Origin of the sequence: Micromonospora sp. CPCC 205539, assembly GCF_036906815.1 — a bacterium.
Taxonomy (GTDB): Bacteria; Actinomycetota; Actinomycetes; order Mycobacteriales; family Micromonosporaceae; genus Micromonospora.
The window spans coordinates 149,994-163,756 of record NZ_JBAKHW010000012.1; the positions used below are offsets into that span (position 1 = coordinate 149,994).

At 72.5% G+C, this 13,763-nt stretch carries 14 protein-coding genes; 4 read left to right on the forward strand and 10 right to left on the reverse strand.

Features of this window, described 5'->3' with window-relative positions:
• The first annotated feature begins 389 nt into the window (after nt 1–389).
• The gene (locus tag V6V47_RS13350; protein ID WP_334628494.1) at nt 390–599 is read left to right on the forward strand and encodes a PspC domain-containing protein; all 210 of its coding nucleotides are present in this window, start codon (nt 390–392) and stop codon (nt 597–599) included.
• 372 nt (nt 600–971) lie between these two features.
• On the opposite strand, the gene V6V47_RS13355 is transcribed toward V6V47_RS13350, so the two are convergent.
• The 7 genes from V6V47_RS13355 to pdxH all read right to left on the reverse strand — a co-directional run bounded on the left by V6V47_RS13355 (nt 972) and on the right by pdxH (nt 7,073).
• Nucleotides 972–1,760 (reverse strand): DUF4230 domain-containing protein, encoded by a 789-nt coding sequence (locus tag V6V47_RS13355; RefSeq protein ID WP_334628495.1) that lies wholly within the window; start codon nt 1,758–1,760, stop codon nt 972–974.
• 100 nt (nt 1,761–1,860) lie between these two features.
• Nucleotides 1,861–3,024 (reverse strand): acyl-CoA dehydrogenase family protein, encoded by a 1,164-nt coding sequence (locus V6V47_RS13360; RefSeq protein WP_334628496.1) that lies wholly within the window; start codon nt 3,022–3,024, stop codon nt 1,861–1,863.
• 44 nt (nt 3,025–3,068) lie between these two features.
• On the reverse strand, nt 3,069–3,374 hold the full coding sequence (locus V6V47_RS13365) for a type II toxin-antitoxin system VapB family antitoxin (protein ID WP_334628497.1): 306 nt from the start codon (nt 3,372–3,374) through the stop codon (nt 3,069–3,071).
• 188 nt (nt 3,375–3,562) lie between these two features.
• The gene (locus V6V47_RS13370; RefSeq protein ID WP_334628498.1) at nt 3,563–4,165 is read right to left on the reverse strand and encodes a nitroreductase family protein; all 603 of its coding nucleotides are present in this window, start codon (nt 4,163–4,165) and stop codon (nt 3,563–3,565) included.
• Nucleotides 4,165–5,094, reverse strand: a complete 930-nt coding sequence (locus tag V6V47_RS13375; RefSeq protein WP_334628499.1) for an aldose 1-epimerase family protein — start codon at nt 5,092–5,094, stop codon at nt 4,165–4,167. Before V6V47_RS13375 ends, V6V47_RS13370 begins: the two co-directional genes overlap by 1 nt.
• An 18-nt stretch (nt 5,095–5,112) precedes the next feature.
• Nucleotides 5,113–6,411: an MFS transporter gene (locus V6V47_RS13380; RefSeq protein ID WP_334628500.1), complete on the reverse strand. Its 1,299-nt coding sequence runs from the start codon at nt 6,409–6,411 to the stop codon at nt 5,113–5,115.
• Nucleotides 6,408–7,073 carry a pyridoxamine 5'-phosphate oxidase gene (gene pdxH / locus V6V47_RS13385; protein ID WP_334628539.1) on the reverse strand — a complete coding sequence of 222 codons (666 nt, stop codon included), beginning with the start codon at nt 7,071–7,073 and terminating at the stop codon, nt 6,408–6,410. Before pdxH ends, V6V47_RS13380 begins: the two co-directional genes overlap by 4 nt.
• Nucleotides 7,074–7,354: 281 nt before the next feature.
• Between pdxH and V6V47_RS13390 the strand changes: the two genes are divergently transcribed.
• From V6V47_RS13390 to sepH, 3 genes are all read left to right on the forward strand, one after another.
• Nucleotides 7,355–8,461, forward strand: coding sequence for a citrate synthase 2 (locus tag V6V47_RS13390; RefSeq protein ID WP_334628501.1), 1,107 nt, complete (start codon nt 7,355–7,357; stop codon nt 8,459–8,461).
• A gap of 233 nt (nt 8,462–8,694) precedes the next feature.
• Nucleotides 8,695–9,822, forward strand: a complete 1,128-nt coding sequence (gene serC, locus V6V47_RS13395; RefSeq protein ID WP_334628502.1) for a phosphoserine transaminase — start codon at nt 8,695–8,697, stop codon at nt 9,820–9,822.
• Nucleotides 9,823–10,007: 185 nt separating this feature from the next.
• Nucleotides 10,008–11,090 (forward strand): septation protein SepH, encoded by a 1,083-nt coding sequence (sepH, locus tag V6V47_RS13400; protein ID WP_334628503.1) that lies wholly within the window; start codon nt 10,008–10,010, stop codon nt 11,088–11,090.
• 138 nt (nt 11,091–11,228) lie between these two features.
• On the opposite strand, the gene thpR is transcribed toward sepH, so the two are convergent.
• The 3 genes from thpR to V6V47_RS13415 all read right to left on the reverse strand — a co-directional run bounded on the left by thpR (nt 11,229) and on the right by V6V47_RS13415 (nt 13,748).
• Nucleotides 11,229–11,807 (reverse strand): RNA 2',3'-cyclic phosphodiesterase, encoded by a 579-nt coding sequence (thpR, locus tag V6V47_RS13405; protein WP_334628504.1) that lies wholly within the window; start codon nt 11,805–11,807, stop codon nt 11,229–11,231.
• A gap of 12 nt (nt 11,808–11,819) precedes the next feature.
• Nucleotides 11,820–12,329: a hypothetical protein gene (locus tag V6V47_RS13410; protein ID WP_334628505.1), complete on the reverse strand. Its 510-nt coding sequence runs from the start codon at nt 12,327–12,329 to the stop codon at nt 11,820–11,822.
• Between the two features lie 135 nt (nt 12,330–12,464).
• Nucleotides 12,465–13,748 carry an MFS transporter gene (locus V6V47_RS13415; RefSeq protein WP_334628506.1) on the reverse strand — a complete coding sequence of 428 codons (1,284 nt, stop codon included), beginning with the start codon at nt 13,746–13,748 and terminating at the stop codon, nt 12,465–12,467.
• Between the last annotated feature and the right edge of the window lie 15 nt (nt 13,749–13,763).

Genomic DNA, 13,763 nt, shown 5'->3' on the forward strand with positions numbered 1-13,763 from the left:
AACCGTCCCAGGCAGGGCAGACACCCAACCGCCGTGCGCCCGCCGCGCCCACGCCGCCTCCGCGCCACCAGCCCGCCGCTCCGGCCCGCGCCCGCCGCCGCACGATTCGCACTCGATCCAGGATGTAGTGGTCTCCTCCCGCTTGCGATGCCACTACATCAAGGATCGAGCGCGATCCCCCCGAGCCGAGCCGAGCCGGAGGCGACGGCTCGGCCGGAGGCCGGATTGCGCGACGCGGCGGGTTCGGTGTGCGTCGGCGGGCCGCCGCACGGGTAAGCACCTACGGGTCCACGGGTCGCCGATCCTCCTCGGGACCGAGGGAGAGGTGGCCGCCCCTGCCTACCGTGGATTACAGACGCGGCGCACCGCCGCAGAGTGGGAGTACGACGATGAGTCGCAAACTGGTCCGGCCCCGTGAGGGGCGCATGCTCGCCGGTGTCTGCGCCGGCCTCGGTCGACGGTTCGGCATGTCCGCCGGGATGGTCCGGCTGCTGTTCCTGCTGTCGCTGCTGCTGCCCGGCACCCAGGTGATCGTCTACCTGATCCTCTGGATCCTCATGCCGAACGAGGACCGCTACCTGGCCTCCACCGGCCACTGACTGACCGGCCACTGACCCGCCGACGTCGGCCCCGCCGACGTCGGCCCCGGGCCCGCAACGCCCCGCCCCACAATGCCCCGCCCCGCCACCTCCGGGACACCCGAGATCCAGGCCGCAACTTCAGGGATACTGCTGCCTCACGACCGCCGGAGACAGCAACATCCCTGATGTTGAGCAGATCTTGCGGGCCACCGCGGCGGGGGAACAGCGCAGGGCGGGGCGGGACAGTCCGACGCTGGGCCCGGGGGCAGCCCGGCGGCGCAGCGCAGCCCGGCGGCGCAGCGCAACCCGGCGGCGCAGCGCGAAGCGCCCGTCCCGACACTGTCGGGGCGGGCGCTTCGTCGTGTCGGGCGGCCCGGGACGGGCCGTGGGTCAGGGGGCGGTGTAGGTGACCGTGATCTGCTGGTAGCCGAGGGAGCGCAGCAGCCCCTCCAGCATCTTGCGGGTGTTTTCCTCCGCGCGGGCGGCGAGCCCGCTGTCCCGGGCGGCGGCGGTGATCCGTTCCTCGGCGAGCTGGTAGACCTGCTGCTGCCGGTTGGGATCGTTGCCGACCAGGTCGCCCAGCCGGTTGAGCAGGCCGCGCTGCTCGGCGAAGACGTAGCTCTTCTCCAGGTCGAGGTTGGTCTCGCCGAACTGCGGCGCGGGCAGCTTGATCTCGACCGACTTGCCGTCCGCGGACTGGACGATGGCACCGTCACCGATCTTGGCGAAGTCGACGTACGCCTCGACGCTGCCCGCCCCGACGAACAGGGTGCGTTCGTTGAGCAGGAAATCCGGAACGTTGCGCCGGTCGTTCTGGGTGTCGACCACGACCTGGAAGTTGCCCTCGGCGGCCACGTAGCGGCTGAGGTCCTGGATCGACTTCAGCAGCGGCGGCTGACTGCGATCGGTCTGCTCCTTGGCGAACGGGTTTCGGAAATCCGGCAGGAAGCCGGTCGCCTGCACACCGAGCAGCACCACCACGGCCAGCGCGGCGGCGCCGAGCAGCCAGAGCAGGCTGCGGGTCGGGCCACCGGGGCCGCTCGGCCTCGGGCCGTCGGAGCCACCCGGTGTGTCCGTGGTCGGCTCGGGTGTCGCGGCCGACCGCTCCTTGAGGTCTTCGCCGGTCGGGTAACCGGGGAACTCCCTCGTGGGCTCGTTGACGCCAGCATCGCGGGCCATCACGTTCACCGTCCTCGTCAGACACGTCGTCTAAACAATGACGGTACGGCCCTCGTACGACAGTCGCGCGCTGAGCGCCCGGAATGCGCAAACGTGCAGGTCAGGCGAAGGCGGAAACGCCGGTGAGCCGCTGCCCGACGACCAGCTGGTGGATCTCCGAGGTGCCCTCGTACGTCAGCACGCTCTCCAGGTTGTTGGCGTGCCGCATCACCGGGTACTCCCCGGAGACGCCGTTGGCGCCGAGGATGGTGCGGCACTGCCGGGCGATGGAGAGGGCCTCCCGTACGTTGTTGAGCTTGCCCACGCTGACCTGGTCGGGCCGCAGTCGACCGGCGTCGGCGAGCCGGCCCAGGTGCAACGCGAGCAGCTGCGCCTTCACCAGCTCGACGGCCATGTCGGCGAGCTTGGCCTGGGTGAGCTGGAAGCCGGCCAACGGGCGGCCGAACTGCGTGCGGGTGGTGGCGTACGCCAGGGTGGTCTCCAGGCAGTCCCGGGCGGCGCCGACGGCACCCCAGACGATGCCGAACCGGGCCTCGGTGAGGCAGCTCAGCGGGGCCTTGAGCCCGACCGCCTCGGGCAGTTGGGCGTCCGCCGGGAGCCGGACGTCGTCCAGCACGATCTCGCCGGTCACCGACGCCCGCAGCGACATCTTGCGACGGATCTCGCGGGCCGTGACACCGGGGGTGTCCATCGGTACGGCGAAACCCCGCACGCCGGCGTCGGTGCGCGCCCAGATCACGCCGACGTCGGCGATCGGCGCATTGGTGATCCACATCTTCCCGCCGGTGAGCACCCAGTCGTCGCCGTCGCGGCGGGCCCGGGTGGCCATCGACGCCGGGTCGGAGCCGTGGTCCGGTTCGGTCAGGCCGAAGCAGCCGATCGCCTCGCCGGTCGCCATCGACGGCAGCCAGCGCTGCTTCTGCTCCTCGCTGCCGTAGCGCCAGATCGCGTACATGGCCAGCGAACCCTGCACCGAGACCAGTGAGCGGACGCCGGAGTCGGCGGCCTCCAACTCCTGGCAGGCCAAGCCGTACGCGACCGCCGAGGCACCGGCGCAGCCGTAACCGCTCAGGTGCATGCCGAGCAGCCCGAGCTTGCCGAACTCGCGGGCCAGCTCCCGGGCGGGCACCCGGCCCTCCTCGTACCAGTCGGCGACGTCGGGACGGACCCGGTCGTCGAGGAGCTGGCGGACGACGTCCCGGATCTGCCGCTCCTCCTCGGTGAGCGACGGGTCCAGGTCGAGCAGGTCGAGCGGAGCGGTCATGAACGCCACCTTAACGAAGACTCAGGCCGCTGGGCGTGGTCGCTTCACTCGACCGGCTCGGCGAGCACCAGCACCCGGGCGTGGATCTGGTTGCGCTGCTGCAGAGCGGCCCGCAAAGCCCGGTGCAGCCCGTCCTCCAGATAGAGACCACCGTTCCACTGCACCACGTGCGGAAAGAGATCGCCATAGAAGGTGGAGTCCTCGGCGAGCAGCTTGTCCAGTGCCAGCTCACGCTTGGTGGTGATCATCTGGTCCAGCCGCAGTGGCCTCGGCGGGATCTCCGCCCACTGCTTGAGCGTCAGGTTGTGCTCCGGATAGGGACGCCCGTCCCGGACCGCTCTGAAGATCACGACGGCACGCTCCCCTCCCCGTGGCCCGGCCGACCGACGGCATCCAAGCCGAGTCGCGGCGGGCGCCGCGCGGCGCGGCACCAATGACCGTGCCAGCCTAGCCGCCCTGCGCACACTGCGTTCTGCTCCCTGATGTCAGTTTCGCTACCGCTCGTCCGATCCTCAACCGGACGAACGGGGCATCATGCTCAGCTCCACCGACCGCGACGGACCACTTCGTCCACGGGACGGCGCCCTCTGCGCAGCGACGGTGACCGATGGTCGGCTGCCCGGTAACCGATTGTGACGGCACCGATGGGCTGGTACTCCGCCGGCACGCCGAACGCGTCCCGGTAGGCGGCCAACCGCTGCGGTGGGATGCCGAAGAAACACGCCCCGAGCCCCTCGTCCACCGCGGTGAGCAACATCAGCAGCGCGGCGAAACCGGTGTCCACGTGCCAGTAGGGCACCGGCCAGCGGTCCGTCGACCGGTCCGCCCAGCCCTTGTCCGGCTCCGCGTACCGGTCGAGATAGGCCGACTCGTTGGCGTGCGGCACCACGATCAGCGGTGCCCGGCGCATCCCGGCCAGCCAGCGGTCCCGCCCACCACCGTCCGGTGTGGTGGCGGCCCAGAACCGCTCTCGGTCGGCCGCCTCCTCCAGCACCAGGAAACCCCAGCCCTGGGCGAACCCGGCCGACGGCGCACGCACCGCGTGGTCGAGCAGCCGGTCCACAACATCGGGCGGGACCGGGCGGTCCGGGTCGTAGTTGCGCACCATCCGGCGGCGCCGGACGACCTCGGCGAACTCCATCAGGCCCCGGGCCGGACGCCCCAGGCGCCCCGCCAGGTCGCACCGGGCTTGAGCGTGAGCAGGTCCTTGCCCGAGCGGAACGCGTCCGGCGGGCAGGTCATCGGCTCGATCGCCACCGAGCGGCGGTGCCGCTCGCCAGTGAGCGCGTCCCCGGTGAACACCTGCCACCAACCGAACTCCCGGTCGGCCCAGAGGCTGACGCCGGCCGAACCGTCCGGCGCGGTGAGGCTCACCGACGAGCCGCCGTCCGCGTCGGCGATCACGCCGCCGAAGCAGAGGTCGAGCTGGGCGCCGCCGATCCGGCGTGGGCTGGTCCAGTCGTACTCGGTGCCGGCCACCGGGGTCGCACCGACCGGCAGCAGACGCCCGTCCACCAGCAGCCGGAGCCGGGTCGGCAGCCGCATGGTCAGGTCATCCACCGCGACGCCCGGCAACTGCAGGTACGGGTGTACGGAGAAGCCGAACGGCGCCGGCTCACCGCCGGTGTTGGTCACCTCGTGCTCGGCGCGCAGCCCGTCCGGGCCCACGCTCCACCGGCTGCGCAGCCGCAGCGGCCACGGATAGCCGGGCTGCGGCGGCAGGTCGTAGCCGACCGTCACCGCGTCCGCCGACTGCTCCAGCAACCGCCACGGCACCCAGTTGACCAGCCCGTGGATGGCCACGTGCCGCTCCGGCTCGGTGAGCGGGAGCTGGTGCGTCCGGTCCCCGAACGCGTAGCGGCCGTCCCTGATCCGGTTCGGCCACGGCGCCAGCACCTGCCCGGCGCAGCCGGGGCAGACCTCGTCCTCCTGGTACCCGTCGAGCAGGTCGACACCGTCGTGCCGGTAGGTCCGTACCCCGCCGCCCACCTCCACGATGACGGCCTCGTGGCCGGCGGCGGAGATGGTCCACTGGGCGCCGGAGGGCGGGCGCTGGTCGGGGCTTTCCATGCCGGCGACCCTAACTGGTCACGTTCGGTCGCCGCTCGACGACGTCGCGGCCCGGTAGCGCAGCAGCGCCGGGAAGGCGACCGCGAGCACCACCACGAGCACCGCCGACGCGAGACCGCCGGCCACCCAGGCCACCCCGCCACCGAACCCGGCGGCCATGGTGCCGGCCCGCAGGTCGCCCAGGCGCGGGCCGCCGGCGACCACCACCGTGTTGACGCCCTGGAGCCGGCCACGCATCCGGTCCGGCGCGTACACCAGCATCATGGACTGGCGCAGGACCGCGCTGACCAGGTCGGCGGCACCGGCCACGGCGAGCAGCAGGACCATCAGCCAGAGCTGGTGGGCCAGCCCGGCCGCGGCGATGGCGATGCCCCAGGCGACCACCGCGACCACCAGGCCGAGCCCCTGCCGGCGGAGTCGACCGATCCAGCCGGAGGTCAATCCGCCGATCATCGACCCGATCGCGATGGCGCTGTAGAGCCAGCCGACCGCGCCGCCGCCACCGAACCGCTCGCTGGCGATCTCCGGGAACAGCGCCCGTGGCATGGCCAGGATCATGGCGATCAGGTCCACCCCGAAGGAGAGCAGCAGCACCGGCGTGGTGGCCAGGTAGCGGAAACCGTCGAGCACGCTGGCCAGGCCGGCACGGCGGGCCTGACCGTCGGCGGTCGGCTCCGGTGGCAGCGGGGGCAGGCGCAGCGCGGCCCAGAGCATCGCGGTGAACAGCACGGCGTCCACGCCGTACGCGATCGGCAGGACCACCTCGGTGCGCGGCGAGGCGGCGAGGATCAGGCCGGCGGCAAGCGGGCCGGCCACCGAGGCGGCGGTGAAGGTCGTGTAGTTCAGGGTGCTGGCGGCCGGCACCAGGTCGTCCGGCACCAGCCGGGGCAGCATGGCGCTGCGGGCCGGCGAGCTGATGGCGAACGCCACCGACTGCACCGCCATCAGCGCCAGCAGCAGCACCGGGCTGCCCACGTTCAACAGCGCCTGGACCAGCAGCCCGAGGGTGGACGCCCAGAGCAGCACCGACCCGCCGAGCAGCACCGAACGGCGGTCGCGGGCGTCGGCCACCGCGCCGCCCCAGAGCCCGAAGACCAGCAGGGGTACGAAGGCAGCCACGCCCAGCAGGCCGACCCAGAACGAGTCCCGGGTCAGCGCGTACATCTCCACCGGCACCGCGACGGCCGTGAACTGGAAGCCGAACATCGCCACGGTGTTGCCGAGCCAGAGGCGCCGGTACGCCGGTACGCCGAGCGGCCGCACGTCGATCGCCCAGCGGCGCGCTCCGCGCGGTCGGGTCTCCTGTACGCCCGTCACGGCGCCAGCCGCTCGACGATCCAGCCAGCGACGCCGGCACGGTCGCCGTCGTCGCTGGGGTCGCCCTCGTCCGCCCGGCGGAAACGGAGCCGGTCGTGCAGCCGACCGGCCCGGCCCTGCCAGAACTCCACCGAGTCGGGCCGCACCCGCAGGCCGCCCCACTGCGGCGGGGCGGGGATGGCGCTCGCGTCGGCGAACCGCTCGGCCGCCACCCGGTAGTTGTCCTCCAACGCGGCCCGGTCCGGCACGACCTGCGACTGCGGGCTGGCCCAGGCACCGAGCTGGGAGCCGCGGGGGCGGCTGGCGAAGTACTCCTCGGTGGTCGCCCGGTCGACCGGCTCGATACGCCCGGTGACCACCACCTGACGCTGCATCGGGAACCACGGGAAGACCAGGCTGGCGTACGGGTTGCCAGCCGCTTCGACACCCTTGCGGGACAGGTGGTTGGTGAAGAAGACGAAGCCGTCCGGGTCGTACCCCTTCAGCAGCACCGTCCGCCCGCTCGGCCGGCCGGCGGCGTCGGCGGTGCCCACCACCATCGCGTTGGGTTCGGTCAGCCCGAAGGCCACCGCGTCGGCGAACCAGCGCTCGAACTGGGCGTGCCAGTCGGCGGCCAGGTCAGCTTCGGTCAGGCCCAGGTCCGCCGCGTACTCGTTACGCATCGCGGCCGGGGCAGGTGTGTCGCCCGTCACGTTCCTATTCCTCCTCAACGGCCCCGCCGACGCCCTCCCGCGCTGGCCAGCCCGCACCGCCCAGTCTCACCGAGCGGCGGAGAGAATGCGCGTCCGGGGATGTTGTATGCAGCACAGTCGCGGTGGGTCGCGTATCCGGTTACTCAGCAGGCAAGATGTTCCGAACACACCCCTGAGGGTCGCCTAAGGCGCTCGGCCGATCGGGCCGGATGAGCCTGACCGGGCGCACCGACCAGATCCAGGAGAGCGACATGGCCGATTTCAAACCCGGACTGGAGGGCGTCGTCGCCTTCGAGACCGAGATCGCCGAACCCGACCGTGAGGGTGGCGCACTTCGTTATCGCGGGGTCGACATCGAAGACCTGATCGGCCAGGTCTCGTTCGGCAACGTGTGGGCGCTGCTGGTCGACGGCCGCTTCGGGCCGGGCCTGCCGCCGGCGGAGCCGTTCCCGGTGCCGGTGCACTCCGGTGACATCCGGGTCGACGTGCAGTCCGCGGTCGCCATGCTGGCCCCGTACTGGGGGCTCAGCCAACTGCTGGACATCTCCGACGAGCAGGCCCGCGAGGACCTGGCCCGGGTCTCGGTGACCGCGCTCTCCTTCGTCGCCCAGTCCGCCCGGGGCCTCGGCCTGCCGGCGGTGCCGCAGAAGGAGATCGACAAGGCGCAGACCATCGTCGAGCGGTTCATGAAGCGCTGGCGCGGTGAGCCCGACCCGCGGCACGTCAAGGCCGTCGACGCGTACTTCATCTCGGCCGCCGAGCACGGCCTGAACGCGTCCACCTTCACCGCCCGCATCGTCGCCTCCACCGGGGCGGACGCGGCGGCCTGCATCTCGTCGGGCATCGGCGCCCTCTCCGGCCCGCTGCACGGCGGCGCCCCGTCCCGGGTGCTCAGCATGCTGGAGGCCGTGGAGCGCAGCGGTGACGCGGAGGGCTACGTCAAGGGCGTCCTGGACCGCGGCGAGCGGCTGATGGGCTTCGGCCACCGGGTCTACCGGGCGGAGGACCCGCGCGCCCGCGTGCTCCGACGCACCGCCAAGGAGTTGGGCGCGCCGCGCTTCGAGATCGCCGAGGCGCTGGAGAAGGCCGCCCTGGCCGAGCTCCAGGCCCGCCGCCCGGACCGGGTGCTGGCCACCAACGTCGAGTTTTGGTCGGCCGTGGTGCTCGACTTCGCCGAGGTGCCGGCGCACATGTTCACCTCGATGTTCACCTGCGCCCGGATGGGCGGCTGGAGCGCGCACATCCTGGAGCAGAAGCGGCTCCAGCGGCTGGTCCGCCCGTCCGCCCGCTACGTCGGCCCGGAGACCCGCAAGCCGTCCGAGGTCGAGGGTTGGGCGGCCATCCCGCACGGCGTCTGACGCGTACCTCCGACGGAGCCCCGGCCATCCGGCCGGGGCTCCGTCGCGTCCGGCCGCTGTGGCGTACGCCTCACGGGTGGTCGTGGGACCAGCGATCGGGGCGTCCGGGTCGGGTGCGAGGATGAGGGCCGGCAGTGTCGCCGGATCGCCGGTACGGATCCCGGCCCGCCGTGGATCCCCCGAGCCCTCTGACCGGGCCCCGCCCTCGCCCATGCGGAAGGATCTTCAACACCGTGGCTGACGCACCGATCATCCGGATCCCCGATGAGATCAAGCCCGCCGACGGACGCTTCGGCTGCGGCCCGTCCAAGGTCCGTCCAGCGGCGGTGTCCGCTCTCGCCGAGGTGGCCACGAGCTTCCTGGGCACCTCGCACCGGCAGAAGACGGTCCGCGACCAGGTGGCCCGGCTGCGCGCCGGCCTCGCCGAGTTCTTCTCCCTGCCCGAGGGTTACGAGGTGGTGATCGGCAACGGCGGCACCACCGCGTTCTGGGAGGTCGCCACCTTCGGTCTGATCCGGGACCGGGCGCAGTTCGCCAGCTTCGGCGAGTTCGGCGCCAAGTTCGCCAAGTCGGTCAAGGACGCCCCGTTCCTGGGCGAGCCGACCGTCCGCAAGGCCGACGCGGGCAGCGCGCCGACCCTGGTCGCCGAGGCCGGCGTGGACGTCTACGCGACGCCGCACAACGAGACCTCGACCGGTGTGGCCGTGCCGATCAGCCGGGTGCCCGGGGTCGACGAGGGCGCGCTGCTGCTGGTCGACGCCACCTCCGGCGCCGGTGGCCTCGACGTCAACGTCGGCGAGACCGACGTCTACTACTTCGCACCGCAGAAGTGCTTCGGCTCCGACGGTGGTCTCTGGCTGGCCCTGATGTCGCCGGCCGCGCTGGACCGGGCCGCCGAGATCAAGGCGTCCGGCCGGTACATCCCGGCCTTCCTCGACCTGGTCACCGCGATCGACAACTCGCGGTTGGAGCAGACGTACAACACCCCGGCGCTGGCCACCATCTTCCTGGCCGCCGAGCAGACCGACTGGATGAACGCGCAGGGCGGCCTGTCCTGGGCGGCCAAGCGCACCGCGGAGAGCGCCGCGACGGTGTACGGCTGGGCCGAGCAGTCCACGGTGGCCACTCCGTTCGTCACCGACCCGGCACTGCGGTCCAACGTGGTCGCCACCATCGACTTCGCCGACGGGGTGGACGCCACCGCGATCGCCAGGGCGCTGCGTGCCAACGGCATCGTGGACACTGAGCCGTACCGCAAGCTCGGCCGCAACCAACTGCGGGTCGCGCTGTTCCCGGCCATCGAGCCGGCTGACGTCGAGGCGCTGACCGCGTCCATCGACTACGTGGTCGACCGCCTCTGAGGATCGTCACGTTCGGTGTCCGTCGGGGCCCCGGTGGACACCGAACGTGATCATCCTTGCAGCTCAGTCACGACATGCCGGGTGTCGCTTCCCCCACCCCGTGGCAGATGCGCGTACGGTGGTGCGAGACGCCTGGGTGGCCGACTCGTGGCGTGCGGCCAGCGAAGCGGGACGGAGGCAACGCTATGCGCCCAGTACGCTTCGTCGCCCTCTCCGAGGACGGCCAGGCTCTGGTGCTCGCCGACGAGGTTGGGCGCCTGCTCGCCCTGCCGATCGACGAGCGGATCGCCGGCGTGATGCACCCCGAACCGGGTGCCCCGCCGCTCGCGGTGGCTCCGAGCACCGTCGACCCGATCCCCTCCCTCTCGCCCCGGGACATCCAGGCCCGCATCCGCTCCGGTGAGTCCGCCGAGGATGTCGCGCGGATCGCCGGGGTGCCGGTCGACCGGGTGCTGCGCTACGCCGGCCCGGTGCTCCAGGAGCGGGCGATGCTCGCCCAGCACGCTCGACGCACCCGGCTCAAGGGCGCGGAAAAGGCCACCCCGCTCGCCGAGGTCGTCAACGGCCGGCTGAGCCAGCACGGCATCGACACGGAGAAGATCTCCTGGGATGCGTTCCGGCGCGATGACGGCACCTGGCGGATCGTCGCCACCTGGCCGTCCGGCAAGGCCACCGCCCAGGCCATCTGGGACATGGACAAGACGCGGCAGGCGGTCGCGCCGCACGACGACATGGCGCAGTACCTGTGCGCCGAGCGTCCGACACCGATCCTCGGCCAGGAGCCGGCACCGGAGCGGGGCGGTCACGCCCTGCCCGGTCCGTCACGCGGCGAGCCGAGTCGTGGTGGGCACGGGCTGCCGGCGGCGTCCGAGCACCCGCGCCCGGGCCGGGATCCGATCCGGGCCGGTCGGGACGCCCTGCTCGCCTCACTGGACCGCCCGCTCGGCGCCTCGTCGGGTCGCGGCCTGGAGCCGCGTACCCCGGCTGCCCTGGCCGGTTCGGACGCGCCCCGGCAGCGGCCGGTCGGCGGTGGCGCTGCGGCGCTGCTCGGCGGCGGCCAGGGGTCGGCCTTCGACGACGACGCGGACGTGCCCAAGGAGGTGCCGGCCGTGCCGTCGCTGGCGGTGCTCCGGCCCCGCCGGACGGGTGCGGCGGCGGCTGCCGCCGGCGGCGAGTCCACCGACGCCAACGGCAAGCCCCGTAAGCGGCTGCCGAGCTGGGACGACGTCCTCTTCGGCAGCGGCCCGGCAGCGCGCGAGTCCTCCTGACGCTGCAGGATCCGCAAGGCTGGCAGCGACGGGCTGGCGCATGCGGTTGATCGACTCCGTGCCGGCGATACGGGGGCATTCCCCGCCGCCGATACGCCCACCTCGCCGACCTCGCCTCGATCACCCCCGCCACGAGAGTCAGAGCGGCCAGGCCGCGACGCGCTCGTAGCGCGGTTCGGGGCCGAGGTGGCTGCGCACCAAGAGCAGCTCGGTCGCCGGCCACTCTGGCCCCTGGTAGTCGTCCAGGGTGGCCCGGTCGGCCTCGACGTCCGCCGCGTCGACCCGGTCGCCGGGCCGGGCGACGGTGAGGTGCGGCCGGAGGGGCCTGTCGTCGTACGGCAGGCGGGCGCGCCGGAGCCGGGCCCGGATCAGCCCTGCCAGCACGTGCAGCTCCTCGACGTCACCGCGCAGGTCCACCCAGAGCACGCTGGGCCGGCCCTGGCCGAACAGGCCGCCGCCACCGAGACTCAGCCGCGGCAAGGCGTGCCGGCTGTCGCGGAACTCCTCGGCGGCCAGGCCGAGTGCGCTCTCCACCTCGACCAGCCGGACCGCCTCGACCGCACCGAGGAAGGCCAGGGTGAGGTGCAGGTGGGTGGGGTCGGCGAGGCGGACGTTGGTGCCGGTGGCCGCCGCCGCGCTGAGTCGCAGCCGGGCGAGGGGTGCAACGAGGTGGGCGACCGCCTCGGCGGGAGGGTAGACCGCCACGAAGAGCCGCAAGCGCCGGGCCTTTCAGCGGTGCCGCTGCCGGTGCCCGGCCCGGGCCGCCGGGAGGGCAAGCCCGGCGGCGTGCAGGACGCCCTCCACCCGGACCCGCTCGATCTCCTGGTCGACGCCGTCCAGCTCGCCGAGGTGCTCGGTGATGCCGAGGGCGCGGCAGGCCAGCCGGAGCCGGTCGTCGTACGCCTGGAGGACCGCGCCGTGCCAGACCATCGACCGGCCGGTGCCGCCCAGCCGCTGGCCGCCGAGGCGGCGCAGGTCGGCGGCGAGCTGTTCCAGAGGTCGCCGATCGGTGCGGTCGAACTCGCTGAGGTCGATGTCCCGGGTCAGCGCGTCGGCTTCGATGGCGCGGTCGAGACGGGCGATCGTACGACGTTCGCGCCGACGTTCCCGCCACTCGGACCAGCCGCAGACCACCCGGTCCAGGATTTCGTCGGCGCAGAAGAGCAGGGCGAAGGCCGCCGGGAGGCTGGCCACGGCGAGGAACGCCAGGGCCAGCATCAGCGCGCGTCCGACTCCCACATATCGACGCTAAGCCCCATCGTGCCGGCTCGCCACCACTTTCGCCGCATCCGCGCCATCCGCTCAACGAGACGCGGCCGGGTAGGGGGACCGGGCGGCCCCCCGCCGACAGGGCGAGGGGCCGGTCCAGGGCTTTCAGCAGTCGGCGGAGGTGACGTAGAAGCGGGGCATCGGCAGCACCCGGAAGCGCAGCCGGGCACCGGAATGGCGGAGCTGCCAGGTGAGGGCGATCACCGCGGCGGCCAGCGAGATGAGCCCACCCATCCAGATGCTGGCACCGGCACCGTAGTGCTCCGCGACCCAGCCGATCAGCGGCGCGCCGACCGGGTTGGTGCCCAGGAACACCAGCACCCACAGGGCCATCACCCGTCCCCGGAAGGCCGCGTCGACGCCCATCTGGATCCGCTGGTTGGCGGCCTGGGCGAAGAAGACCATGCAGAAGCCGGTCGGCACCAGCAGCGCCACGACCAGCCAGTACGCCGAGGAGAGGCCGACCAGGGTGCCGAAGCTGGCGCAGGCGATCGCCGCTCCGAGCACCAGCCACACCGACGGGCGGCTACGCCGACCGGTGCCGCTGAGCGCGCCACCGAGCGCGCCGACGGCCAGCGCCGTGCTGAACAGGCCGAAGGAGGCCGCACCGGTGTGGAAGACCGTTTTCGCCAGCGCGGCCAGGGTGAGCTGGAAGTTGAACAGCGACATGCCGATCACCGACATGATCGCCATCGGCAGCAGCAGGTCGGGGCGACGCCACACGTACCGCAGACCGTCGACGACCCGGGCGGACGCCCGCTCGTCGCGCGGCAGCAGGGCGTCGCGGTGCAGCTCGGCTGTACGCATCCGGACCACGTTGACCAGGGGCGCGATGGAGCTGACAGCGGTGAAGAGGAAGACCGGGCCCACGTCGAACGCGGCGATGGCCAGGCCGGCCACGGCCGGGCCGACGATCCGGGCGGAGTTGAACACGGCGGCGTTCAGCGACAGCGCGTTCGGCAGCAGCGGCGTGCCGACCAGTTCGGAGACGAACGCCTGCCGGACCGGGGTCTCCACCGCGTTGGCCGTACCGAGCAGAGCGGCGAAGGCGAAGACGTGCCAGAGCTGCACCAGGTCGGTGAGGACCAGCAGGGACATGCCGAGCGCCAGCAGGCTCCAGAACGTGTTGGCGGCGAAGAGCAGCACCCGCTTGTCGTACCGGTCGGCGAGCCGCCCGGAGAGCAGCGTGAGCAGCAGCACCGGGGTGAACTGACAGGCGGTGACCACGCCGAGCGCGGTGGCCGAGTTGTTGGAGAGCTCGAGGACGAGCCAGTCCTGGGCGATGAACATCATCCAGACGCCGATCAGTTTGATCAGTTGCCCGGATGCGAAGAGCCGGTAGTTGCGGACCGTTAGGGACTGGAACATCGTGCTCAGCTTGGCCTGCACTCTTGGTGCGCCTCC